General features: G+C 68.8%; 22 protein-coding genes. 9 read left to right on the top strand and 13 right to left on the bottom strand.

Annotated features, from left to right (window positions below; all coding sequences use genetic code 11):
* Positions 1-133 precede the first annotated feature (133 nt).
* The gene (locus C6361_RS34350) at positions 134-583 is read left to right on the top strand and encodes an HIT family protein (RefSeq protein WP_107270327.1); all 450 of its coding nucleotides are present in this window, start codon (positions 134-136) and stop codon (positions 581-583) included.
* A 92-nt stretch (positions 584-675) separates the two neighbouring features.
* Complete coding sequence (locus C6361_RS39370; protein WP_369931471.1) at positions 676-1,644, top strand: RCC1 domain-containing protein; 969 nt, start codon at positions 676-678, stop codon at positions 1,642-1,644.
* Positions 1,645-1,824: 180 nt separating this feature from the next.
* Here the strand turns inward: C6361_RS39370 and C6361_RS34340 are convergent, their stop codons facing one another.
* From C6361_RS34340 to C6361_RS34330, 3 genes are all read right to left on the bottom strand, one after another.
* A complete protein-coding gene (locus C6361_RS34340; protein ID WP_199853151.1) occupies positions 1,825-2,568 on the bottom strand; it encodes a phosphotransferase in 744 nt (247 codons plus the stop codon).
* A 117-nt stretch (positions 2,569-2,685) separates the two neighbouring features.
* Positions 2,686-2,817, bottom strand: coding sequence for a hypothetical protein (locus C6361_RS38875; protein WP_255416185.1), 132 nt, complete (start codon positions 2,815-2,817; stop codon positions 2,686-2,688).
* A 298-nt stretch (positions 2,818-3,115) separates the two neighbouring features.
* Positions 3,116-3,904: a glycoside hydrolase family 11 protein gene (locus tag C6361_RS34330; RefSeq protein WP_107270325.1), complete on the bottom strand. Its 789-nt coding sequence runs from the start codon at positions 3,902-3,904 to the stop codon at positions 3,116-3,118.
* A gap of 149 nt (positions 3,905-4,053) precedes the next feature.
* Between C6361_RS34330 and C6361_RS37355 the strand changes: the two genes are divergently transcribed.
* Together C6361_RS37355 and C6361_RS34315 are read left to right on the top strand one after the other, a co-directional pair.
* Entirely contained in the window at positions 4,054-4,377 is a 324-nt protein-coding gene (locus tag C6361_RS37355) for a hypothetical protein (protein ID WP_159079618.1), read from the top strand.
* Between the two features lie 279 nt (positions 4,378-4,656).
* Entirely contained in the window at positions 4,657-5,151 is a 495-nt protein-coding gene (locus C6361_RS34315) for a hypothetical protein (protein ID WP_107270322.1), read from the top strand.
* A gap of 718 nt (positions 5,152-5,869) precedes the next feature.
* Here C6361_RS34315 and C6361_RS34305 read toward each other — a convergent pair.
* From C6361_RS34305 to C6361_RS34295, 3 genes are read right to left on the bottom strand one after another with little or no spacing between them, the layout of a single operon-like run.
* The gene (locus C6361_RS34305; protein WP_107270320.1) at positions 5,870-6,460 is read right to left on the bottom strand and encodes a GerMN domain-containing protein; all 591 of its coding nucleotides are present in this window, start codon (positions 6,458-6,460) and stop codon (positions 5,870-5,872) included.
* Positions 6,457-7,812 carry a cell wall metabolism sensor histidine kinase WalK gene (locus C6361_RS34300; RefSeq protein ID WP_107270319.1) on the bottom strand — a complete coding sequence of 452 codons (1,356 nt, stop codon included), beginning with the start codon at positions 7,810-7,812 and terminating at the stop codon, positions 6,457-6,459. Before C6361_RS34300 ends, C6361_RS34305 begins: the two co-directional genes overlap by 4 nt.
* Positions 7,809-8,486: a response regulator transcription factor gene (locus C6361_RS34295; protein WP_107260079.1), complete on the bottom strand. Its 678-nt coding sequence runs from the start codon at positions 8,484-8,486 to the stop codon at positions 7,809-7,811. Before C6361_RS34295 ends, C6361_RS34300 begins: the two co-directional genes overlap by 4 nt.
* Before the next feature lie 439 nt (positions 8,487-8,925).
* Between C6361_RS34295 and C6361_RS34290 the strand changes: the two genes are divergently transcribed.
* Positions 8,926-10,392, top strand: coding sequence for a peptide MFS transporter (locus C6361_RS34290; RefSeq protein WP_107260080.1), 1,467 nt, complete (start codon positions 8,926-8,928; stop codon positions 10,390-10,392).
* A 192-nt stretch (positions 10,393-10,584) separates the two neighbouring features.
* Here the strand turns inward: C6361_RS34290 and C6361_RS34285 are convergent, their stop codons facing one another.
* Together C6361_RS34285 and C6361_RS38630 are read right to left on the bottom strand one after the other, a co-directional pair.
* On the bottom strand, positions 10,585-10,947 hold the full coding sequence (locus tag C6361_RS34285; protein ID WP_234359183.1) for an STAS domain-containing protein: 363 nt from the start codon (positions 10,945-10,947) through the stop codon (positions 10,585-10,587).
* Between the two features lie 165 nt (positions 10,948-11,112).
* The gene (locus C6361_RS38630) at positions 11,113-11,334 is read right to left on the bottom strand and encodes a BON domain-containing protein (protein ID WP_234359182.1); all 222 of its coding nucleotides are present in this window, start codon (positions 11,332-11,334) and stop codon (positions 11,113-11,115) included.
* Positions 11,335-12,232: 898 nt separating this feature from the next.
* On the opposite strand from C6361_RS38630, the gene C6361_RS34275 reads away from it, so the two are divergent.
* Positions 12,233-12,634: an STAS domain-containing protein gene (locus tag C6361_RS34275; RefSeq protein ID WP_159079617.1), complete on the top strand. Its 402-nt coding sequence runs from the start codon at positions 12,233-12,235 to the stop codon at positions 12,632-12,634.
* 360 nt (positions 12,635-12,994) lie between these two features.
* Here C6361_RS34275 and C6361_RS34270 read toward each other — a convergent pair whose 3' ends face one another.
* The 4 genes from C6361_RS34270 to C6361_RS34255 all read right to left on the bottom strand — a co-directional run bounded on the left by C6361_RS34270 (position 12,995) and on the right by C6361_RS34255 (position 20,208).
* Positions 12,995-14,125, bottom strand: a complete 1,131-nt coding sequence (locus C6361_RS34270; protein ID WP_107270317.1) for an acetate/propionate family kinase — start codon at positions 14,123-14,125, stop codon at positions 12,995-12,997.
* The gene (gene pta / locus C6361_RS34265) at positions 14,122-16,203 is read right to left on the bottom strand and encodes a phosphate acetyltransferase (protein ID WP_107270316.1); all 2,082 of its coding nucleotides are present in this window, start codon (positions 16,201-16,203) and stop codon (positions 14,122-14,124) included. Before pta ends, C6361_RS34270 begins: the two co-directional genes overlap by 4 nt.
* Before the next feature lie 559 nt (positions 16,204-16,762).
* The gene (locus C6361_RS34260) at positions 16,763-18,742 is read right to left on the bottom strand and encodes an ABC transporter permease subunit (RefSeq protein ID WP_234359181.1); all 1,980 of its coding nucleotides are present in this window, start codon (positions 18,740-18,742) and stop codon (positions 16,763-16,765) included.
* A gap of 35 nt (positions 18,743-18,777) precedes the next feature.
* Positions 18,778-20,208: an extracellular solute-binding protein gene (locus C6361_RS34255; RefSeq protein ID WP_107260090.1), complete on the bottom strand. Its 1,431-nt coding sequence runs from the start codon at positions 20,206-20,208 to the stop codon at positions 18,778-18,780.
* 563 nt (positions 20,209-20,771) lie between these two features.
* Between C6361_RS34255 and C6361_RS34250 the strand changes: the two genes are divergently transcribed.
* From C6361_RS34250 to C6361_RS38625, 3 genes are all read left to right on the top strand, one after another.
* Entirely contained in the window at positions 20,772-21,005 is a 234-nt protein-coding gene (locus C6361_RS34250) for a hypothetical protein (RefSeq protein ID WP_234359180.1), read from the top strand.
* A 342-nt stretch (positions 21,006-21,347) separates the two neighbouring features.
* The gene (locus C6361_RS34245; RefSeq protein ID WP_234359179.1) at positions 21,348-22,223 is read left to right on the top strand and encodes an integrase catalytic region; all 876 of its coding nucleotides are present in this window, start codon (positions 21,348-21,350) and stop codon (positions 22,221-22,223) included.
* Entirely contained in the window at positions 22,106-22,393 is a 288-nt protein-coding gene (locus C6361_RS38625) for an integrase core domain-containing protein (protein WP_369930938.1), read from the top strand. The genes C6361_RS34245 and C6361_RS38625 overlap by 118 nt, the downstream gene beginning before the upstream one ends.
* Positions 22,394-22,533: 140 nt before the next feature.
* Here the strand turns inward: C6361_RS38625 and C6361_RS34240 are convergent, their stop codons facing one another.
* Positions 22,534-23,451 carry a tetratricopeptide repeat protein gene (locus C6361_RS34240; protein ID WP_107270314.1) on the bottom strand — a complete coding sequence of 306 codons (918 nt, stop codon included), beginning with the start codon at positions 23,449-23,451 and terminating at the stop codon, positions 22,534-22,536.

The following is a 23,451-nucleotide window of genomic DNA, read 5'->3' as shown; positions in this document are numbered from 1 at the left end:
TCACCCTGGCCGACGTGGCTTGCACCCTGCAAGTCTCGTAGCAGTCCAGTCACGCCGATGAGCGGTCGGTGGAGGTCAGGCGCGGCAACAATTACGTAGCAGTTGTCCGGGGTGCACTGGGACCATTGCACGCATGACACAGGGTGCGACACCGGCGGCGCAGGGATGCGTATTCTGCGCCATTGTGGCCCGACAGGCCGAGGTCAGTGTGGTGTACGAAGACGAGACCGTCACGGTCTTCATGGACCTGAACCCCGTTACCCGCGGCCATCTACTCGTCGTGACACGCGAGCACGCGGTGGGCCTCGAAGACCTCGACGGAGCCACGAGCGCTCACGTTTGGTCGGTCGGTCATAACATGGCACGAGCCTTGCGACGCTCGAACATGCGCTGCGAGGGAATCAACGTCCTCCTCTGTGATGGCGAAGTGGCCTTCCAGACGGTCTTCCACTTCCACCTTCACGTCATCCCTCGCTACGCGGGAGACGGCTGGACCTTCAAGGCCAGCTCGCCGGAGCGCGAGAGGTCGCTTCTCGACAGCGACGCGCAAGCGATCAAAAACGCTATCGCGTCGATGGACTGACCGGTGACTTCCGCTCATGCCCAGAGCAGGCCCGGCGGCCTGCGCGGTGGTCATAGAGCGTGGCGGTGTACGGCTGGCGCGCAGGTCCGATCATGCCGATGAGCGGGTGCTGGAGCGCCGGAATCTCAACGACTTCGGGGCGAGGCTCATCAGCCTGGAGGCGTGGAGCGGGTTGGATCTGCCCGGGTCATGTGATCCGTCATGCTGTGCACGTGAGTAGTCCTGTCATCGCCGCTGGACGGCGACACTCGTTAGGGCTGTGTGCTGACGGCACCGTGGTTGCGGCCGGCACGGGGACGTCCGGTGAGTGTCGAGTCGAAGATTGGGTCCAGGTGGTCGCAGTGGCGGCGGGCAACGTGCACACGGCGTCGAACACTGGACGGTCGCACAGCGTCGGCCTCCGCGCGGACGGCACTGTGCTGGCGACGGGCTGGAATGGTGACGGGCAGTGTGACGTCGCGTCATGGCGCGGCGTGACCCTTGTCGCTGCAGGCTGGCGCCGCACCTTGGGGCTCGTTGGTGACGGCACCGTGCTGGCTGCGGGACGGCTCCGCGAGGGAGCGTGCGACGTGAGCCAATGGCGTGAGGTTGTCGCGTTGGCTTGTGGCGACTGGCATTCGGTGGGCCTCAGAGCCGATGGGACCACCGATGCCGTGGGGAACGATCGCCGTGGGCAGTGCGCGGTCGACACGTGGCGTGACGTTGCCGCCGTCGCCGCCGGCTACCTTCACACGGTCGGTCTTACCAACGACGGACGCGTCTTCGCGGTCGGGGATCGATCGACAGGCGCCTGTGACGTCGGTGCTTGGCGGGACGTCGTGGCAGTGGCAGGCGGGAGCTACCACACCGTCGCAGTCACCGCGGCTGGCCGAGTCGTGGCCGTGGGTAGCAACGATTTCGGCCAGTGCGACGTGGCCGACTGGCGCGGGATCGTGGCGGTGGCGGCAGGATCGACCCACACTCTCGGACTACACGCGGACGGAACTGTTGTCGCCGCCGGGAATAACGAACACGGTCAGTGCGACATCACCGGCTGGGACGCGATCCGGTCGCCTGACTAGCTGTTGCACGGAGGTTTGCTGCCCTGCTGCCGGTTCTAGGCCAACATCCTCATCTGCCGCCGGCCGGGTACGTCGCTCAGCTGACAGTCGTCACGCCTCGTACCCGCCTGCTCCCCGGGGCCGGTCCCGCGAATCTGACGATTCGAAGCTCGCCGGCTGCTGCCACGCATCAGCCGCCGCCTACGACAGCGCCCGCTCCAACGTGACACGGTGCTCGGCCGTCCACTGATAGGCCCCCCGTACCTCGTCCACCGCGCCGAGCGCGCGTAGCCGCATCATCGCTGGCTCGCCGGCCGCCGCGCCGGCCTCGATCCCCCTCCAACAGCGGTCCTGCCACCACAGAACCGTCCGAATCAGTTCTCCGCGGGTCCGCAGGCCGTAGGCGTCCGCGATCAGTCGCACCAGCCTCACGGCCTCACCGACGTCCATCCCCGGGCCCAGGCCGACAAACTGCCAGCACACGTGGGCCACGTCATGCACCCGAGCCCCCGGCGCCGCCAGATCCCAGTCGATGATAGCCACCGGACGCAGGCCCTCTCCGAGATCGCGGTAAACAGTGTTCTTCGGGGACAGGTCGTTGTGACAAACGACCTCCTGATCATCGGCGAGATCCGTCCCCGCAGTCAGATCATGAAGCTGACGTACCAGGCGGGCCACCGCCACCAGACTCGCGTCCGATCGCACCTCAACCGGCTGCACCTCCTCCCAGGCCACGTGTCCGGCCAGGAAGGTGAGGATCTCACGGCCCAGTTCATCGAAGCCGAGGTGGCGGGGCGCGCCCGGCCATTGGTGATGCCCAAGAAACCGCAGGAGGTCCTGAACGAACCCACCGGACGCCGAGACCGGTCGCCGCACCGTGTCGCTCACCCGCACCACAGCATTGACGAAACCACCAGGCAGCGACTCCGGCCCGTCCGCGCTCACTCCCACGGTCCTCCGCACCTCCTCCGCATGGACCGTACTAATCTGCCACAGAGCAGGCGCGGCGGCCTGCGAGGTGGTCACAGAGCGTGGCGGCGTACGGCTGGCGCGCAGGCCCGATCACGGCACCCTCTCTGTCGAGCGCTGGTCGGGCCGGCTGGGCCATTGGCTGGCGTACTTCCTCATCGCCGCGTAGCCGTCCCGACCGGTGTCGAACCGACCGTCGCCGACGATGGTCCCGTCGCCGGCCACGACCTCGATCGTTGCCGAACGCTTGTGCGGTCCATCCCGATGACCACACGGTCTGACGTGACACTCACCGCGTCCCCGATGCTCGATCCACCTCGGTCGTCGAGCCGGGAGGGCAACGCTGCTTCGCCCGGTCGCAGTTGAGGGAGTCAGGCATCCGTTGGTGACTCTGGGCCCGGGTGCAAGTCCAGCAACTTCAATAGCATCCGGTACTCGGGGCTGCGGTCGACGGAACCCCTTGCAGCCCGAATGCCCGGCGTTTCGTCCCGGTGTCAGCCGCAGGGGTGCCGTTGAGGGTTGGTCACCCGACAGCCTCCGCCGTGCTCGGCGGCGGAGTCGACGACTCCGGTCCGGGGGTGCTGGCACTCGGCTGCGGACCCAAGACCTCGCTCACGGTGATGGTGGAACTGCCGCTGCTCTGGTAGGCCTCGGTGGCCAAAATCTGGTAATGGTGCGTGCCCAGTTGCATACCGGACTGCTCCCACGCGTCGAAGTGGTTGCCGACGGTGATCGTCCCGCCGACGCGCTTCTGCCGCCGGACGCTCCAGTACTGGTAGAAGGTCGCGGTGCCGTCGATCGACGGCTGGTTCACCCGCCGGGTGCGGTAGATATCGTAGGTGCCGCCGTCGCTCTGGATCGTCCCGAGCCGGCTGGCGCCGGCGGTGGGAATCAAGGTTCCGAACGTCTCGACCACGTAGTACTCGATCAGCGGGTTGCGGGTCCAGCCGTACAGCGCCAGCCAGCTGTTGCCGTTGCTGCGCCAGGTGCCGGAGTAGGTGACCACGCGGCGGGCGCCGGGGTTCCAGCCCTTGCCCACGATCGTGCTGATGGTGCCGCTGGCCCACTGGACCCGGTAGCTGCCGGCGGCGCCCAGCGTCATCGTGACGTTGCCGCTGTCCTTCCAGTACGAGAAGAAGTACCCGTTGTGCGTGCCCTCCTCGTTGGCGGTGACGGTCCGGTCGACTTCGGCGTGGGCGGTTTCGGCCATGGTCACCCCGGTCACGGTCAGCACGACGGCGCAGGCGCCACCGAGCAGCAGCCGCACTCGGCCACCCCGCTGGCGCACCGGCCTGACGGGAATCTCGGTCATCTGTACTCCTGCCTCGGCCGGCCGACCAATGTGGAAGTTCCGAGAGCCAACCTAGTGATGAAAGTCGATGCCTGGGGATGAGTCACAGTATTCGGTTGATTCCGCGACAGTGTCAACAACCTCCGAAAATCCCCGGAAATCTCGGTTGGGTGTCACCGCAGGTTCCCGGCGCGGAACCAGGCGATGTAGTCGGCCACGCCGGCGGCGGTATCGTAGTGGGGCTCGAATCCGGTGTCCTCGCGCAGGCGGGTGATGTCGAGCCAGGCCGGTCAGCGGTCTCCGGCCGAGAGGAGTTCGAACCGGAAACCGGGCTCGACGGTCCGGATCGCGGCGATGACCTCGTCGTTGCTGGTGGCACGACCGGAGGCGATGTTGTACGTCGCGTGGTGCAGTTCGCCGGTGAGCTGCAGGAGCGCGAGGGCGCGGCCGGCGTCCCTGACGTAGAGAAGGTCGAGGGCGTCCTCCGGCCGTGACGCCCATCCCGGCGCGGATTGGGGTCAGGCGGGCGGTGGCGCCGTGCAGGCGGGTGGTGACGTAGTCGAGCGCGCAGACTCGTGGTCGGTCGGCGGGTCCGGCCACCGGTCCGGACCCGCCCGGACCGGTGAATCCGGCGACCGGGTGTTCCGGCCGGGGCAGGGCCGCACCTACCGTGGTCCGGTGCTCGCTCCGGACCCGGACCACGTGCGGACTCCCGACCAATTCGTGGCGGCGCTGAACGCGGCGGCGACTCCGGAACGGACGATACTGGGCTGATGATCGACTTGCCGCATGGTCCGTCGGGTCTGTCCCGAGCCACCTGGACGGACGCCGACTTCGCGACTATGGGATGGCACGACTGTCGGATTCATGCAATCAGCATCAGCGAGCACGACGACAACACGCTACCGCCCGCAAGGCTGTTACTTGATCTGGACTACATCGTGCGCTGGGTAGAGCCTGCTCCCGGCGAGAAGCACTTCACCTTCTGGATCTCGCCGGCAACCCTCGTGTTCGACGGAGCCTGGGACGTCAGCGGCCAACTGGGGCCGATGCATGAAGCTATGGAGATTGCCGACATCCACCGGCTCGAGGCAACAGCCGATAACGCCGATCCTTTGTGGCATATCGAGGGCCAGAACTTCGACCTACGCCTCCGGGCAGCCGGCTACACACAGTTCTTGAGGCTGCAACCTCAGCACGTTTCGCGGCAAGTTCTTACCGCAGCCGAGCGGCTCGGCACGAGCTTCGCCGAGCAGCCCTTCTCCTGAAGAGCTACAACGCACTCTTCTGGTGTCGAACCGGCCGCCGCCGACGATGGTCTCGTCGCGGGTCATGACCTCGATCGTTGCCGAGCGTTTGTGCGGGTCCATTCCGATGACCACACGGTCTGGCGTGACACTCACCGCGTCCTCCGATGCTCGATCCACCTGGCTTGTCGAGCCGGGAGGGCAACGCTACTTCGAGCCGAGCAAACCCCTCTTGAGCCTCTCCCCGCCCTGGGGTGACGCCCGGGCCGCGCAGGCCAGATGGGAGCCACACGACCAGCGTGGGCAGCCGCGATAAGAGCGACAGCCCGGGCGCCTCGACCGAAGCCTGGCCGGGCCACGGTCGCAGGTCAATGAAACAAGTAGCCGCAAGCCGCGTCTGCACAACGACGCCACCACCCTGCCGGCTCGTGCAGGACCTGGTAGTGCGGCTTGGCCCTGTCGCTCAGGGTTGCCCACTTCCCGGATGGGGGCGTGAGCGGCGTCCGGTCCCGCCGTAAAGATGCACGCGATGGTCGGCAACGCGGTCCGGTTGGTCGCGCACGAAGCGGTCGTCGGCCACCTGGCCGTAGCTGACGTGCACCAGCCAATCCTCCTAGTACCAGCGCGGGCTGCATGCGCAGCCGGTGAACCGGAAGTTGGCCCGGTAGCAACCAACCTGCCCCGACGATCAGCAGATTCGGGCGGGGCAGGGTCAGCACTCCGCCATTCGAACTACCGTTCATCCGCCGCTGACGAGGCTCGTGTAGTCGGCGGCGGTCGCCGGAGCTTCGGACAGCGAGCCGTCGGCGCGGGGAACGCCGACGGGCTGCCCGGCACGGGTGAACGACACGGCGGTGACGCCCGGCTTGGCGGCGAGGGTGCAGACGATCTGCGCGAACGCGAGGATCTGGTCGCTGCGGCCGGTCTCGTCCAGGGTATCGGTCAGTTCGACCGTGGCCCGACCGTCGCTGACCTGAACGCCGACGACGATGTCGTTGCCGAGCAGCGCGCTGGTCAGGCCGTCGCGTTGCTCGGCATCGGTCGGACCGGCGAGCAGGTTGTCGACGAGTTCGTCGACGCTGGGTGCGGCGTCGACATGCCGGGTGACGGCGACGAGTTCGCCGTCCCGGAGCAGGTAGAGGCGCGCCGGGACGGCACCGATACTCGGGGTGGGGTCCGGCGGTGTCGGGGTCGCCCACGCGTGGGTTACCCCGTCGGGTGGCTCCACCTCGCGGGCGGTCTCCTCGGCCGGTACTCCGCAGCCGGCGACGACGGCCGCGAGCAACAGTGGCAGCGCGGCGGCCCGACGGGATCCGAGCGGGGCGCTCACGGGTTCGTCCCACCCAGTTCGACACGGAAGCGGGCCCCGCCGCCCGGCCGGTCCACGACCGTCGCATGTCCACCGTGCGCGGAAGCGTGCCGGGCGACGAGGGCGAGGCCGAGGCCGGTGCCGTCGCTGGCTCCTCTCGCGCTTGCGGCACGGCCACGGACGAACCGGTCGAAGATCGCGGTGCGGTCTTCCGGTCGTACCCCCGGCCCCTCGTCGTCGACCTCCAGCACGAACGCACCGGGTGTCTGGCTGAGGCGCACGGCGCACGGCCCGCCCCCGTACCGTTCGGCGTTGTCGAGCAGGTTGCTCAGGATCTGGCTGAACCGACGCCGGTCGATCGACCAGACAGCCGGGCTTCCGTCGACCACCTGCACCACCTCCGCCGGCAGTCCGCGCGCCTGGCATTCCTCGCGGGCCAGGTCGGCGACCTGGACAGGTGTGCGCTGCGCGGCCTGGTCGTCGCGGGCCAGTTCCAGCAGGTCGGTGACCAGCCGCTGGAAGCGGACCACCTCGTCGGAGAGCAGGGTGACCGCGGTCGCGGCACGGTCGTCGAGGCGCGGGCGGTGCCGGTCCAGCACACTGGCGGCGGCGGACAGTGTCTGCAGCGGCGAGCGCAGCTCGTGGCTGACGTCCGCGGCGAACCGTCGGTCCCGTTCCATCCGATCGGCGAGCCGGTCGACCATCTCGTTGAACGATGTCGTCAACCGTTCGAGATCCGGTTCCGTGGCCGGGTCGAGGCGGGCGCCGAGGTCGCCGGCGGTGATCTCGCGCGCGGCGGCGGTGACCGTGTCCAGCGGGCGCAGCACGCGCCGAGTCAGATTCCAGCCAAGTCCGGCGCCGGCCGCGGTCGTGCCCGCTGCCACGAGAGTGAGTACCAGGGCGAGGGTACGCAGAGTCTGGTCGAGTTCGTGCATCGAGTCGATGACGTAGAAGCCGGTCTCGGACGGCAACGGGACACCGACGACCACGGCGGGACCGCTGTCGGTGCGAACCCGCTGCATCCCGACCTTGCCCTGCTCGACCAGCCGCTGCAACCCGGGCGGTATCGCGTCGGTCATGCCCGCGTCGGCGGCGCGGGCGTACCAACGGCTCTCCCGGCGAAGCAGGGCCCGTCGGGTGTTGCCCGTGTTGAGGGTGCTGAGCACGGCCGAGATGTCCGGCGGCTCGGTGGCCAGACCCGCGTGCACGACACCGGCATCGAGGTACGCCGAGCGCAGGGCACTGCGTTCCCGGCCGGCCATCAGCGCCTGGCTGGTGAACCCGTACGAAAGGGCGGCCATCGACGTGGAGAGGGCGAACGCGCCGGCCGTGAAACCAGCGGCGACCCGGGTACGCAGGCCAGGACGCCTCATCCGACGAGCTTGTATCCCATGCCGCGGACGGTCAGAAGATGTCGTGGCGCCGTCGGGTCGTCCTCGATCTTCTGCCGCAGCCTGCCGACGTGCACGTCGACGAGGCGCTCGTCCCCGTACGTGTACTCCCAGACCCGCTCCAGCAGCTGTGCCCGGGACAGCACCCGGCCAGGATGCTCGGCCAGCTCACACAACAGCCGGAACTCGGTGCGGGTCACCGCCACCGGCTCGCCCCGCAGGGCCACCTCGCCGGCCTGCGGCCGGATCTCCAGATCGTCGAAGACCAGCGCCGGTACGGCCGAGACCGTACTCGCCCGGGCTCGGCGCCGCAACGCCCGCAGCCGCGCGGACAGCTCCTTCACCGCCACCGGTTTGACCACGTAGTCGTCCGCGCCAGCGCCGAGCGCCGCCACGATGTCATGCGTGTCGTCGCGCGCGCTGACCACGACGATCGGCACGTCGTCGCGAGAACGCAGCTGCCGGATGCACTCGAAACCGTCGAGGCCGGGCAGCATCAGGTCGATCAGCACGGTGTCGGCGGGGGCACGTCGCTGCTCCCGCAGACCTTCCTCCGCTGTCGCCGCGCCCCGGACCGCGTACCCCTCGTCTTCCAGGCCGAGCGTCAACGACAGCCGGATACGATCATCGTCTTCGATCAACAGCACCTGTTCCATCGCTAAATCATGCCCAGCGGCACAACCGTAAGCACCCTGGCGGGGTGTCCTGGCGGCTTGTCACGAGACTGTCACACAACCGTCGAGGTACCGCCATACCCCGATCAGAGGCTGAATACGGTCCAGGACAGCACCTGGGCAACGCGGAGGTCGTTGCCCTCACCCGGGTGATCGACGCGTGGGCCGTTCCGCACCTACCCGCCCTCCCCGAGGGTGCGTCGGCCCTGAGCCCTCACCCCGCCCACCGCACCCCCCGGCGTGGACGGGGTGAGGCAGGCCGTCGACCGAAGCGTACGCCCGACCCTGGCCGACGAGGTCGCGCACCGGATGTGCGTCTGGGCCGAGAACACCGGCCGGCCCGACGTGGACGTGCCGACGGGACGGAAACACCACGGCCGGTTCAGCGTAGTTCTCGGATGAACGGGGTACCGGCGAGCTCATGGTGACCCCCGATGTCGCGCCGAGGCCAGAGCGGAGCAGGACCTTCTTCGGGCAGCCGCCCCTGCTGGCGAATCTGTTCGGTGTCGAGCTGTGGGAACGGTTCTCCTTCTATGGCATGCAGGGCATCCTGCTCATCTACCTCTACTACGCCAGTGCCGACGGCGGCCTCGGCATCGACCGCGACACCGCCACCAGCATCGTCGGGGCGTACGGCGGGATGGTGTACCTCTCCACCGTGCTCGGGGCTTGGTTGGCCGACCGGTTGTTCGGTGCCGAACGGGTACTGTTCCACAGCGCCGTTCTGGTCATGGCCGGACACGTCTCCCTCGCGGTGCTGCCCGGCCTGCTCGGGGTGGGGGTCGGCCTGGTCCTGATCGCGTTCGGCAGCGGCGGTGTGAAAGCCACCGCCACGTCGCTGGTCGGCACGCTCTACGCCGAGGACGACGACCGCAGGGACGCCGGGTTCTCGCTGTTCTATCTGGGGATCAACCTCGGTGCCCTGTTCGGGCCGCTGGCTACCGGTCTGCTACAGAAGACCGCCGGCTTCCACTACGGGTTCGGCCTCGCCGCGGTCGGCATGGCGGCCGGTCTGGCGCAGTACACGTTCGGCCGCCGACGGCTGACCGGCGCGGCGCGTGAGGTGCCGAATCCGTTGCCGGCCGCTCGTCGGCCCCTGGTCGCGGCGGCCGCCGTCGTCGTGATCGGGTTCGTCGTCGTGGCGGCGTTCGCGGGGCTGCTGCCGGCGCGGCGGCTGTCGGCCATCGTCGTGGTGCTCAGCGCCGCCGCGGCGGTAGCGTACTTCGTGGTGATCCTGGCCAGTAGGGCGATCACCGGCACCGAACGGCGGCGGGTCATCGCATTCATCCCGATGTTCGTCGCCAGCGCGGCGTTCTGGTCGCTGTACCAGCAGCAGTTCACCGTCGTGACCATCTACTCGGACACCCGACTGGACCGCCGGATCCTCGGCTGGGAGATGCCGGTCTCCTGGGTACAGTCGATCAACCCCGTCTTCATCATCATCCTCTCGGGTCTGTTCGCCGCCCTGTGGACCAGACTCGGTCCACGACAGCCGTCGGCCCCGATCAAGTTCGCCACCGGCACGGCCGTGATGGGTGTGGCGTTCCTGCTGTTCCTGCCACTTGCCGGCGGCGGGCCGAACAGCGCACCGCTACTCGCCCTGGTCGGCATCCTGCTGGTGTTCACCATCGCCGAACTGCTGCTGTCGCCGGTCGGCCTGTCGCTGTCCACCAAGCTCGCACCCCGGGCCTTCCGGACGCAGATGGTCGCGCTGTTCTTCCTCTCGGTGGCCCTCGGCACGGCCATGTCCGGCGTTCTCGCCAGGTACTACGACGAGGACCAGGAGAGCGGCTACTTCGGCGTCCTCGGCGGTACGGCCATCGTGCTCGGCCTGGCACTCGCCGCCCTCAGCCCGCTCGTTCGAAGGCTCATGAACGGCGTCCGCTGACCATCGGGCGGAATCGTCGGCGGCCCGGCTGGATCGTCGGCGGCCCGGCTGAATCGTCGGCGGTCCGATGGAATCGTCGGCTGCGGGCATCGCCTCGACGGCCCGTGGTCAGCTGGCGAAAACGGCCCGTGGTCAGCTGGCGAGAAGGGCTGCCATCGGCGCCTCCCGGCCCGGCTTCCGAGGGTTGCGGGATCAGCCTCCCCCGTCCTGGCCGGGCACGTCGACCAGGCCGAACAGACCGAGCAGCCCGGTCGCCCAGAGCTGCCGGCGTGGAAACGGGGCAAGGTTCTCCAGCGTCAGGACGCTACCGCTCACCGCAGCGGCCTGGTGACAACGAACCAGCTCACCGATGCCGGAGGAGTCGATGAACGACACGCCCTCAAGATCCAGGACGATGGCCGACGGGTTGTCCCGGGTCAGCACGTCGATGATCGCGTCACGGATCTGCCCCACGGTGGCCAGGTCGATCTCGCCGGCCAGCAGCAGCCGGATGCCGGAATCGGTCTGCCGCTCGGTGATCAGAATGGTGGTTCCGAGTTCCCGCTGGTCGTTCACAGCGCGCACGTCCCGGTCTGCGCCGACCTCGTCACGATGCCGTCCCGCGTTCGGCCGAGGGCGACTCGGCGCAGGGTGGTGACCCCGGAACTCATCGCCTTCACAGTTCCTCCCTGTTGACCGGGTGCAGCCATCCTGTACAGGTGGGGCGATGCCTGAAATCGGCTAGCTGCCGGCCAGATCGTCGCCGTCGCGCGACTCGAGGGCGTTACAGACGTCGGCGATGCCCATCGCCTGCCACGCCAGTGCGCCGGCGACGAATATCAATTCCGCCGTATCGACCCGGCCGGTGAGGATGGCGACGCCGTTCTGCACCTCGACGGCGATGTCCTGCAGACGAGTCCGCTCGTCCTGGACCAACTGTGCGACCACCTGGTCGGCGAGCACCTGATCCTGGTGGATTCGAGGTGTCTGGCGACGTGACGGCGGGCCGGACCAGGAGCCGTCGTCGGGGAGCGGCCACAACCCCGTCACGGCGCGCTCCGAGCACGCCCCGCCCGCCCCGGCGGAACCCCAGGCGCTGCGGGCGCTGCCCGCAGCACCTGCTCCACGCGGGCACCCCGGCACAGCCCCCGGAGCTGTGCCGTCGGCGCACGCAGGACGACACGGGTACCGCTTCGCAGCGGGTGCCGGCGCACGTCCAAGGGCTGGGCGACGCCTGCCGCGTCGGTCGCCACGCGTCGCGGCATGTCGGGCGCCGACCGACTCGGGCTCACCCGCACGGCCGCGTCCAGCGCTGCCCACACCGGCACCGGGTACGCCAGGTCCGGGCGGTCGGTGAACCCGGCCCCGATTACTGGCGCCGGTACGGCAGCTGGTTGCCGAACCGTAGTCACCGCGTCCCTCCTGTCGTCGCCGGTACTGGAGCCAGCCTCGTGCGGCGATGTGGAGAGGCTTACGCGGACCTGTGACAGTCTCGTGACAACCTCGGCCACGATGGCCGACCACCGTGCTGGCAGCATCCGCGCCGCACCTGGCGTGGGGCCCTGCCGACCACGTCGATCCGTCCGCCGTGCTCCGGGTCACCATCCCGCTACGCGTGAGGTCCGGCATTCTTCACGCGTGAGGTCCGGCATTCTTCACGCGTGAGATCCGGACATTCTCCACGCGTGAGGTTCGGCATTCTCCGTGAGGTTCGGTGTCCGCCACCCGCGAGGTCCGGCGCAGCAGTGCGGGTCCCGGCCGGCACCTCGAGTGTCACGGAACTGTCATGTCGCCGCCAGACTGCCGCGAAGATCAGCAGCCAAGCTGATCCTGCACATCCGAGGTCGTGGAGGAGGCGTCGATGTCCGAGGACGACAACGCGGGTGACGGCGGACGTCGCGACGGCACGGCGACCGTCTCGACGATCGAGTTGGCGATCACCGGCTGGCTCGACCATTCGGCGGTACCGGGGGTCAACACGACGTTCGACGCGGCGCTCGACCGCAAGCCGGAACGGATCGTGCTCGACATGGCGCACTGCGAATACGTCGATGCCGCCGGGATCGCGTTGCTCCTCGACATGCACCGCCAACTGCGGCGTACCGGCGGCATGCTGGAGTTACGGAAGCCGTCAGCACGACTGTCCCGGCTCCTCGAGATCGCCCGGGTGGACCATGTGTTAAGGGTCGATTCCCCCCTGCGGGCGCAGAACGACGACGACGGATCGAAGGCGGCGAACGGCGCGCACCGCCCTCGCGCCTAGCCACGTCGCGCCCTGCTCCACGATGCCTCGCTCACCGGATGAACCCGCGTGGCAGGGCCGTCATCGGTTCGAGACGGCCCTGCCACGCGTACACATCACAGTCCCCGGCTGGATCTCCGTCACGTCCTCAGGAAGCGTCGAGCGTGCCGGCGGGGCTCTGTTGCCGCACCCGACGCCGGCCCTTGGCGGTTCCCGGGCCGGCGTCGGGTGTCGTGGGTCACGGGGTCGCCGCGATGCCCTCCATCCCGTTGAGGATGCCGCCGTCGCTTGTTGCTTGCGGTAGGCCGGTCGTGGTGCTGACCAGTTTCAGGGAGCCGTCGTCGAGGACGTCGAAGCCGTGCCACGAGGGGCCATCCGGAGTTACGGGCTCGACAGGGGCGGGCGCCCGGAGAGCACCGCCAACGCCTGGTCGGCGATCTCCCGCTCCTCGTCGGTCGCGACGACACACACCGAGACGGGTGCGTCCGGTGCGGAGATGATCTGCTCGCCGCGTTCGTTGCGTGCCGGATCGACGACGATGCCCAGACCCGCCAGCCCGGCCAACGCAGCGGCGCGGACCTCGACGGCGTGCTCGCCGACGCCGCCGGTGAAGGTGATGGCGTCCAGCCGGCCGAGGACGGCGAGGTAGGCGCCAACGTACTCGGTGATGCGCCGGGAGTAGACGTCGAAGGCGAGGGTTGCGGCGGGATCGCCGGCCGCCCGGCGCCGCAGTACGGCCCGCATGTCGTTGTCGCCGGTCAGCCCGAGCAGGCCGCCGCGGTGATTGAGCAACTCGTCGATCTCCGGCACGGACAGGCCACCGACCCGGTGCAGGTGGAACATCACCGCCGGGTCCAGGTCACCGCTGCGGGTGCCCATCACCAGGCCGGCCAGCGGCGACATTCCCATCGAGGTGGCGACGCTGCGGCCAGCGGAGACCGCGCAGGCGCTCGCCCCGTTGCCCAGGTGCAGCGTGATCAGGTCGAGTTGGTCCGGCCGGCGCCCCAGCAGATCCGCCGTACGCCGGGCCACGTACGAGTGTGACGTGCCGTGGAAGCCGTAGCGGCGTACACCCAGCCGACCTGCCAGGTCACTGTCCAGCGCGTAGGTCGCCGCTTCCGGGGGCATCGTGGTGTGGAAAGCGGTGTCGAAGACCGCGACCTGCGGCACGTCCGGCAGCAGTTGGCGGGCCACCGCGATCCCGGTCAGATTGGCGGGATTGTGCAGCGGCGCCAGCGGAATCAACCGTTCGATGGCCGCCACGACAGCGTCGTCGACGAGGGTCGGCCCGGTGAACTCGGTGCCACCGTGCACGACGCGGTGGCCGACGACGTCCAGGTTCGCCAGGTCCAGTCCGGCCAACACGTCACGCAGGGCCGTCGAGTGGTCCGGTGCACCACCGTCGGGCTCGCCGATCCGCTCCACCAGCCCCCGCCTGACGATCCGGCTACCGTCGAAGAGCCGGTACTTCAGTGACGACGACCCGCAGTTGACCACGAGCACCCTCGTCACGCAGATCCCCTTCCGGCTGCCTGGATCGCGGTGATGGCGATCGTGTTGACGATGTCCTTCACCGTCGCGCCGCGGGACAGGTCGTTGACCGGCCGGCGCAACCCTTGCAGGATCGGGCCGACCGCGACCGCCCCCGCCGACCGTTGCACCGCCTTGTAGGTGTTGTTCCCTGTGTTGAGATCCGGAAAGACCAGCACGGTGGCATGCCCGGCGACCGGGCTGCCCGGAAGTTTCGCCGCCGCGACCACCGGGTCGACGGCGGCATCGTACTGAATCGGACCCTCCACCGGCAGATCCGGCCGGCGGGCCCGGACGATCGCCGTGGCCTGGGCGACCTTGTCCACGTCCGCGCCGACGCCAGACGTGCCGGTGGCGTAGGAGAGCATGGCCAGCACGGGTTCGATCCCGAACCGGGCGGCGGTATCGGCACTGGACAGCGCGATGTCGGCGAGCTGGGTCGCGTCCGGATCAGGGTTGACCGCGCAGTCGGCGTACACCAGGACCCGGTCGGCGAGCAGCATGAAGAAGACGCTGGAGGCGACCGATACGCCCGGTTCGGTCTTGATGATCTCGAACGCGGGTCGGATCGTCGCCGCGGTCGTGTGCGTCGCTCCGGACACCATGCCGTCGGCCAGCCCGGCCTCGACCATGAGCGTGCCGAAGTAGTTGACATCGCGCACCACGTCGTGCGCCAGCTCCAGCGGCATCCCGCGGTGCCGGCGCAGCTGCGCGTAGCGGGCGGCGAAGTCGGCGCGCCAGGCGCTGCTCTCGGGGTCGACCAGCCTTGCCGCGGTGATGTCGACGCCCAGTTCGTTCGCCCGCCGGCTGATCTCGGACGGGTCGCCCAGCAGCGTCAGCTCGGCGACGCCCCGGCGGAGGACCGTCTCCGCCGCCCGCAGGATCCGTTTCACCCCACCCTCGGGTAGGACGAGGTGTCGACGCTGTGTCTGAGCCCGGTCGATGAGGCCGTTCTCGAACATCAGGGGCGTGACCCGGTGGGAGCGGGTCACCTCCATGCGGCGGGACAGTTCGATCATGTCGACGTGGGCCTCGAAGGCACCGAGTGCCGCCTGGACCTTGCGGGGTGCGGTGATGGCGAGTCGGCCTTCGAGCCGGCCGACCACACCAACCGTCTGGTAGCTGTCGCTCTTCGTGACGAGTACGGGCAGCCCGGTGTGCAGCCGATCGATCACCCGCATCGCCCGTGCGTCGGGCTGCTCGCCGAGGGTGAGTACCAGGCCGGAGAGAGCGACGACTCCGGCAGCGTGCGCCGCGCTGGCCGCGACGAGCAGGTCGGCCCGGTCCCCGGGGGTGATCATGAGGCAGCCGTCGGTGAGATGGTCGAGCAGTACCGGCACGTGCGCGGCACCGACCACGACGTCCAGCACGTCGCGGTCCAGCGCGTCGGGATCGCCGGACAGGACGGTGGCGTCGAGCGCCGCCGCCACCTCTGCCACGGTCGGCGCCGAGACAGCCGGTGTCTCGGGGATCGCGTACGCCGGCACCGGCAGCCCGGCCGGCACGGACGTACCCGCCGGCACCCGGTTGGCGATCACCGCCAGAACCGTGGCGCCCGCCTCGACGACGTCGTGGTACGCCGTCCGCGCCGCCGTAGCGACCACCTCGGGCGGCTGGTGCAGGCCGTCCACCACCGGAACGACCAGACTGCCGAACTCGGTGGCGAGCCGGGCGTGGAAGGCGAGCAGCCGGTCGGGCCCACTCGGCGTCCCATCATCTCGGGTGGCCACGTCGCCGCCGACGACGACCACGGCGGCGCAGCGGCGCTCCAACTCCCGGTAGCGCTCGACGATCCGGCCGATCAGCTCCTCCTGACGCCCCTCCGCCGCCAGGGTGGCCGCTTGGCTGCTCGTCACGCCGTACGAGTCGGGATAGCCGGCGGCGATCGGATATCGGGCGATCAGCAGCGCGAGCACCGGGTCTTCCCAGGATGCGGGCACCACCGGCCGGAAGAGGCCCAGCGAGGCCACCCGTCGCGACAGCGACTCGGCCAGGCCCAGCGCCACGGTGGCCTTGCCCGCACCCGGGCCGAGTCCGGCGACGTACACACTCGGAGCCACAGCTCACCTGACCTCCGGTACGGGCCCACAGGGCGATGTCGGCGACGTCGTCCGGACTCCGCCGTCCGGCCGGCACGTTTGGGTGGAAGGGTCGATCATCTCCGTGCTCGCTGGCCGCTCTCACGAAGGCACCGGTCACGGTAGCCAGCCGTGGACCCGTTCATGATGTCCCCTCCTGATCGACGAGATCCTCGCACCTATCCTTCCCCGACCAGGACATCTTGACCCCCGTCTCGGCGCCAACCGGCCATCCCCGCCCCGGTTCTGACGTCACCGAGGGTCCCGATGATCATTCCGGCCACGGCTCCTCGCACCGGCGGCCCGGTGCGGCGCTGCTCCGGGTGTCCGCCGGGACCGGGTCGGACCAGCACGGTGCACGGTGCGCGGCTGCCGTGCCGTGGGACGACGGCACGGCAACCGCGCACGAACCTGCGTCGGGTGGCCCGCAGACTCCCCCGCTATCGCCTCTCGACCGCGATCGCCGGGATGCCGAGCGCGACACATGCGTAACCCGTCCGGTACGGGATCCATGTCGCCCGAGGGATCCGGCCATCCCAGGTCAGCCCTTCACCGCCCCCGCGGTGAGTCCCTCGGTCAGGAAGCGCTGCCCGAAGGCGTACATGATCACCACGGGGATGCTGACCAGCAGTGACGCCGCAGCGAGCTGCCCCTGCGGCACGACGTCCCCGGTGATCATGGACTGCATCCCCACCGGGAGCGTCTTGTACTCGTCCTTGGTGATGAACACGAAGGCGAAGAGGAACTCGTTCCAGGCGTTGGTCAGGGTGAACAGCGCGACCGCCAGCAGTCCCGGCTTGGCCAGCGGCAGCACCACCCGACCGAAGGCCTGGAGGCGGGTGCAGCCGTCGACCAGCGCGGCCTCCTCCAACTCGATGGGGATCGACGAGAAGTACCCCACCAGCAGCCAGGTGGCGAACGGAAGCGTGAAGGTCGGGTACGTCACCACCAGCGACCACAGCGAGTCGGTGAGCCGCATCCCGATGAGCAGCTGGTACAGCGGGATGAACAGCAGCGCACCCGGCATCACGTAGGTGATCAACACCGTGACGGTGAAACTCTGTGCACCGCGGAAACGCAGCCGGGCCAACGCGTAGCCCGCCAGGGCGGCGCAGACCAGTGCCACCGCGGTGGACGCCGCGGACACCAGCACGGTGTTGAGGTACCAGCGGCCGAAGGGCTTGGTGGCGAAGAGGTCGGTGAACTGCTGCAAGGTCCAGGGCGTCGGCCACAGGTCGTGCTCGCGCATGACGATCTGACCCTCGGACTTGAATGCCGTGACGGCGATCCAGTACAGCGGGGCCAGGACGAAGAGCAGCAACCCGGCCAGCGCGACACCGGACGCCAGGCGCGACGCCACCGACGACGCCCGGCGACGTCCCCAGGTCTGGAGTGCCGACACCACCCGGCCGACCGCCGCCGCGATCAGCAGTATCACCCCGAGGACCACCGCCGCCTTCCAGACGATGTGTGGCGACGCCCAGGCCAGCAGACCGGTGAGCACCAGAGCGACGACCCACGGCAGCGCCTTCCGCGCCTTCTCCGCCTTCCACGCCGTGCGGACACGTCGGGGCAGCCCGTTGCCGGCGTCCCGACGCAACAACCGGACCAGGACGAACACCAGCACGCCGATGACCGGCAGCATCACGAGCGTGACGGCTGCCCCCGCACCGTACTGGAGTTGCAGGATCGCCTTGGAGTAGGCGACCAGCACATACGGCGCGGTCGCGTTGCCCGGGCCGCCCTGCGTCAGCAACCAGATGAGGTCGAAGTTGTTGAACGTCCAGATCGAGGACAGGGTCACCGTCACGGTGATCACATGGCGCAGCCCGGGCAGCGTCACGTGGCGGAAGCGCTGCAACGACGAGGCGCCGTCGACGGTCGCGGCCTCGTACAGGTCCGCCGGGATGGCCTTCAGCCCCGCCAGGAACGCGACGGTGAAGAACGGCACCCCTTTCCACACGTTGACGAGGATCACCGATGGCATGGCCAGCGACGCCTCGGACAGCCAGCCTGCCGGCCAGGTGTCGACCAGGTGCGCCTTGGCCAGCAGTGGCCCGATCCCCGACTCGGTGAGCAGCATGTTGACGCTGCCGAAGATCGGATCGAGCAGCGAGCGCCAGCTGAACGCCGTGACCACCGTCGGCACCACCCACGGCAACAGGAGCAGCCCGGCCAACACCGCCCGCCCGCGGCGCAGATGGTGCAGCAGCAGGGCCGCGGACAGCCCGAGCACCACCTTGAAGACCTCGGCGTACGCGGTGAAGACGAACGAGTTCACCACGCCGGTGCGGAACTGGTCGTCGCTGGCGAGTGTGACGTAGTTGGCCAGCCCGACGAACACGCTCTGCTGCCCGTGCCGTTCCGTCGTGCTGGTGACGATCGACCAGGCGATCGGCACGAGCACGAGTCCGCCGACCAGTACGGCGGTGGGCGCCAGGAACAGCGCCGCCAGCCGCCAGTCACGACCCAGCCGCCGCTGGGTCGTGCTGAGAGTGCCGTGCCCCGGCGGCGAGGACACCTTCGTCGCCGGGGCCGGTGCTGGACGGACCGACGTCACTGCGGCAGCCCCTGCTGGTTGAAGATCTGCACCATCTTGGCGTGGGCGGCCTGCACGGCCTGCGCGGGCGCCGTGCCCTGGATGACCTGCTGCATCATGTCGGTGAGCACGTAGGCACCGACGGCGGCCTGCTGGCCCGCGCTGGCCTTCTGCGGGAAGTTCAGGCCGTTCTTGGTGGTCAGCGGCAGCGACAGCTCGGTGATCTTGCGCATGATGGGGAACGCCGGGTCACCGCTGGTGAAGAACGGGTCGGCGTCCCAGACCTTCTGCCAGGCGGGCAGCGCCAGGCCGGGCGCTTCCTTCGCCACCCCGAGCAGCGCGGGCGCAGTCACCAGGTACTGCGCCAGGAGCTTGGCGAGTGCGGCGTTCTTGGCGCCCTTGAAGATGACGAAGGCCTGGGACTGGCCTAGCAGCAGCGGGTTGTCGGTGGCCGGTCCGATGCAGTCGGCGAAGACGTGGGTCTTGTCGTAGACGGGATTCTTCTTGGTCTTGGAGTCCGCGTAGACGCTGAGCTGGTTGCGGGTGTAGCCGAGGATCCCGGCGAGCCAGTTCTCGTTGTTGCTGGAGTCGGTCCAGGCCGCCACCCCCGGCGGCAACATCGGCTTGTACTTGGGATTGGTGTAGATGTCGCCGAGGAAGGTCACCGCCTGCACCGTCTCCGGCGAGTTGAACGTGACCTTCCGGCCGTCGTTCGAGGCGATCGACCCGCCGTACGAGTTGATCAGCGCCTCGATCATGCCGTTCGCGTCACCGGACCGGTTCACGGTCATGCCCCAGCCGAACCGGCGCTTGGACGGATCGGAGATGGCCAGGCACAGGTCTCGCAGTTCCTCCCAGCTGTAGATGTCCTTGGGCGTGATGCCCTTGTCCTGCATCCAGTCCTTGCGCAGGAACGAGCCGATCCCGATGAAGTGGTAGGGGATGGCGAACCATTTGCCGTCGAAGACGCAGAAGTTCTTGGACTCCGCGGTGGGCTCGCCGTACTTGGCCGTCAGCGCCTGGACGACGTCCGTCACGTCCTCCAGGTCGCCGAGGGCCTGAAACTGCGCGACGAACCGCGAGTCGGTCATGAACGCGAGGTCCCGAGCCACGCCACCCTCGACCTCGGCGTGGATCTTGGCCACCACGTCTCCGGCGTCGGCCTGGACCAGACTGTTGTCGATCTTCGTACCGGTGGTGTCGGCGAACTTCTTGATGGAGCTGTCGAGCGCGGCGTTCGCCGCCTCCGAGTACAGCTTCTGCGACAGCATGCCCATCGAGGAGCCCTTCAACGATGCCGCAGCGTCGATCAGCTCCTTTGGGACCTCGGCCTGCACCTGGGGGGTCGACGGTGAAGTGTCCCCGCACGCGGCCAGACCGGCCGCGCCGAGCAGCCCCACCCCCATTCCCAGAAAGCCGCGCCGGGATCGCAATGGGTTGTCCTCCATGGCTATTGCCTCCTTCGTCTCACCTCACCGCTATACGTCGAAGGGGGCCGAGAAGCGTCACGCCTCCGCTGTGGACACCGCGAACCACTCACGAGGACGGATCGCCCGATCGAGCGGTCGCAGCCCGTCCCTGCCGCGCAGTCATCGGAAGTTGCCCCCGGTACGCGGCGGGACTCTCCCCCGACTTGCCCCCCAGACAACCGCGCCGCCGGTCCGGGATGTCGGCCTGTCCGGCGGTGCGCTCACCTTACACATTGCGGTAAGTGGCGCCTAGGGGTCGAGCGGAATCGAGGGATCAATACCATTTGTCGCCATCAATGACGCGATCCAGCGATTCCACGTCTCCCCGAGGGCTGCGCCATTGAGGACGGTCATGCGCATCGTTGTGGCGTCGAAGTCAGCATCCGTCCCCCGCGCACGCGCCCGTCCCGGCAGACGCTGGGTGCCGAAGCCCACCGCACTGCCGGACCTGGTCGATCCTCGACGGGCGCCAGGGCAGCATGGTCGCGCCCGGGAACCTCGACGCCGAGCACGTTCGTCGTCGGGCCCAGGCTGCGATCAAGATGCCGATCTTGTGGGCCCTGGCCAACCCGAAGATCGGCGAACGCGAGGTCCTCGCGGCGATGCTGGAGGTGGTGGCCGGGGTGGTCGCCGAGCACGACAGGATCCTGCCGATCACGGAGAAGGGCTTCGCCTCCAGGCCGTTCGAGCGGCTGCTGGTCGAGCAGGAATCAGCGACGCCTCGCCACCCTCCGTCACCACCGAATGTGAGACAGGGCCGGTTGCGACACCCGTAGATGGGAGGTTTTCGGGGCGGTTCAAAACCTCATAGACAAGCTTAAAGCCCTGACCAACGTTTCCGCTGTTCAGGGCTTTCTGTCTGTCGGGACGGCCGGATTCGAACCGACGACCCCTTGACCCCCAGTAGTCCGGTGGCCCAGCGGCATGCTAACGCACGTTTGCCCAGGTCGCTGCAAGCATAAACCGGCCGAGTAAAGGAGTCATGGCCCTCACCCCGACCTGCGCCAGACGTCGCGGGATGAGATCAAGCGGCCCGGCACGACGAGTGACGGGCAGGGCCTGTACCGCGCCAAAACCCGTCGCACACGCCGTGAGCTGGAAGGTCTCAACTTCCGTCGATGATCGCCGGTATGCTCCTACGATTGCTCCACCTGGGAATCATCAGCCTGTTCAACGCCCTGGGGATGCTGAACCGCAGCGACAGGGCATTGCTGATCGAAATCCTCGCGTTGCGGCACGAGGTAGCGGTGCTCCACCACCACGTCCACGGCCGGCCGCGGCTGTCCTGGCCAGACCGAGCGATCCTGTCCGCCCTGGCCCGCTTACTACCCCGCCGGATACGAGAACATCGGATCGTCACCCCGGCCACGCTGCTGGCTTGGCACCACCACCTGGTACGACGCCACTGGACCTACCCCAACCGCCCCGGCCGACCACCCGTCAGCAACCAGATCCGAGACCTCGTGCCGCGGACAGCCAGAGAAAACCCCCGATGGGGCCACCGCAGAATCCAAGGCGAACTCCAGCGACTCGGCCATCGCATCGGCGCCGGAACGATCCGACGAATCCTGACCCGCCGACGTATCGGCCCACCGCCCCGCCAGCAGGACACCATCTGGCGCACCTTCCTGCGCAACCAGGCCGATGGCCTGCTAGCGATCGACTTCTTCCACCTCGTCACCATCCTGCTACGACGCCTGTATCTGCTGGTGGTCATGGAGGTAGCCACCCGTAGGGTCCATCTCCTCGGCATCACCACGCGCCCCACCGGACAGTGGGTGACCCAGCAAGCCCGCAACCTCACCCTCGACCTGAACGAGCACGCCAACCGGTGCCGATTCCTCATCCGCGACCGCGACTCCAAGTACACGACACGGTGTTCACCGCCGAAGGCATCACCGTGGTCAAGGCCCCGCCCCGCACCCCGAGAGCCAACTGCTACATCGAACGCTGGGGACGCAGCCTCCGCAACGAATTCACCGACGACATGTTGATCTACAACGAACGCCACGCACTGACCGTCGTCGGCGAGTACGTCGACCACTTCAACAACCACCGCCCGCATCAAGGACGACAGCAGCGCCCGCCCGACCACGACCCGGCCATCATCATCCCCTTGGACAAGCCCGTACGACGCATGAGGTCGACCTGGCCGTGGTTGTGACGCGCCACGACCCCTGAGCGCGAGGATTTCGTCCCGTACGCCTCCGACGACTGATCAACCGACGCGCAGTGGGCGATGGTTGGGCCTTGAACGGCGGTCGTTGGGGGCTACCGCGGGAGTTCGATCGCCTCGGCGCGCGGTCAGGTGCGGCGGCGGATCTCCTCGGCCACCTGTGCGGCGAGCCGCGCCTCCTCGAGCCGGCCGAGCCGTTTCAGGACGTACGCCCGGTTGGCGCATTTGAGCGGGTCGTCCGGTCCGGAACTGATCGACGCGTCGATGGCGGCCAGCGCCTCCGCATAGCGTCCCAGATTGGTCAGGGTGGCGCCCTTGCCGGCCTGGGCGACCGAGGCCCCGTACCCGGTCGCGTCGCCGATCGCCCGGAACTCAGCGTGCAGCCGGATCGCCTCCTCGAAGACCTCCAACGCCTCCTCCCAACGGTTCAGCTCGTTCAGCGTGATGCCGAGGTTGATCAGGGTCGAGGTGTAGCGCGGCTCGATCCGTGCCGCCTCCCGGTAGACGTGCGCGGCCTCGGGCAGCCGGCCAAGCCGGCGCAGGGCGCCGCCCAGCTCGAACCGGGCCTCGACGTTGCCCGGGTCGAGCCGCAGGACCGCCTCGAACGCGGTCACCGCCTCGGCCGGCCGGTCCAGATGCCGCAGCGCCACGCCGCGCTCGTAGTAGGCCGCCGCGAACGCCGGGCGCAGCAGCACGGCCCGGTCCAGCTCCCGCACCGCCTCTTCGCGCCGCCCCTCGTCGACGAGCGTCAACGCCTGCTCGTAGTGCCGGATGGCTTCCGGCACCGACGCGCTCACCGCCTCGTGGTACCGGAACCGGTACCGCGTCGACAGCGGGCCGCCGCACCGGACGCAGTGCACCCCCTCCGGCTGCTGCCCGGAGATGCGACCCAGGCAGCGGTCACAGAAGTGGTGTCCGCAGTCCTCGCAGGTCATGAACCGCGTCGCGAATCCCTCCGGGTCCTCGCGGGCGACCGGATTCCCGCCGGACACCGCCGAGACCGAGATCAGCCGGGGACAGGACCAGCCGGCACAGGCGAGCAACAC

Source organism: Plantactinospora sp. BC1, assembly GCF_003030345.1.
Taxonomy (GTDB): Bacteria; Actinomycetota; Actinomycetes; order Mycobacteriales; family Micromonosporaceae; genus Plantactinospora.
Note: the sequence above shows the minus strand (reverse complement) of the source record. Positions and strands in the feature narration are given on the sequence as shown.

Bases quoted from the DNA above. Each gene is read 5' to 3' on its own strand.
- C6361_RS34350 (WP_107270327.1), top strand. From the start codon at position 134: ATGACACAGGGTGCGACACCGGCGGCGCAGGGATGCGTATTCTGCGCC.
- C6361_RS39370 (WP_369931471.1), top strand. From the start codon at position 676: ATGCCGATGAGCGGGTGCTGGAGCGCCGGAATCTCAACGACTTCGGGG.
- C6361_RS34330 (WP_107270325.1), bottom strand. From the start codon at position 3,904: ATGACCGAGATTCCCGTCAGGCCGGTGCGCCAGCGGGGTGGCCGAGTG.
- C6361_RS34315 (WP_107270322.1), top strand. From the start codon at position 4,657: ATGATCGACTTGCCGCATGGTCCGTCGGGTCTGTCCCGAGCCACCTGG.
- C6361_RS34300 (WP_107270319.1), bottom strand. From the start codon at position 7,812: ATGAGGCGTCCTGGCCTGCGTACCCGGGTCGCCGCTGGTTTCACGGCC.
- C6361_RS34295 (WP_107260079.1), bottom strand. From the start codon at position 8,486: ATGGAACAGGTGCTGTTGATCGAAGACGATGATCGTATCCGGCTGTCG.
- C6361_RS34290 (WP_107260080.1), top strand. From the start codon at position 8,926: ATGGTGACCCCCGATGTCGCGCCGAGGCCAGAGCGGAGCAGGACCTTC.
- C6361_RS34275 (WP_159079617.1), top strand. From the start codon at position 12,233: ATGTCCGAGGACGACAACGCGGGTGACGGCGGACGTCGCGACGGCACG.
- C6361_RS34255 (WP_107260090.1), bottom strand. From the start codon at position 20,208: ATGGAGGACAACCCATTGCGATCCCGGCGCGGCTTTCTGGGAATGGGG.
- C6361_RS34250 (WP_234359180.1), top strand. From the start codon at position 20,772: ATGCCGATCTTGTGGGCCCTGGCCAACCCGAAGATCGGCGAACGCGAG.
- C6361_RS34245 (WP_234359179.1), top strand. From the start codon at position 21,348: ATGATCGCCGGTATGCTCCTACGATTGCTCCACCTGGGAATCATCAGC.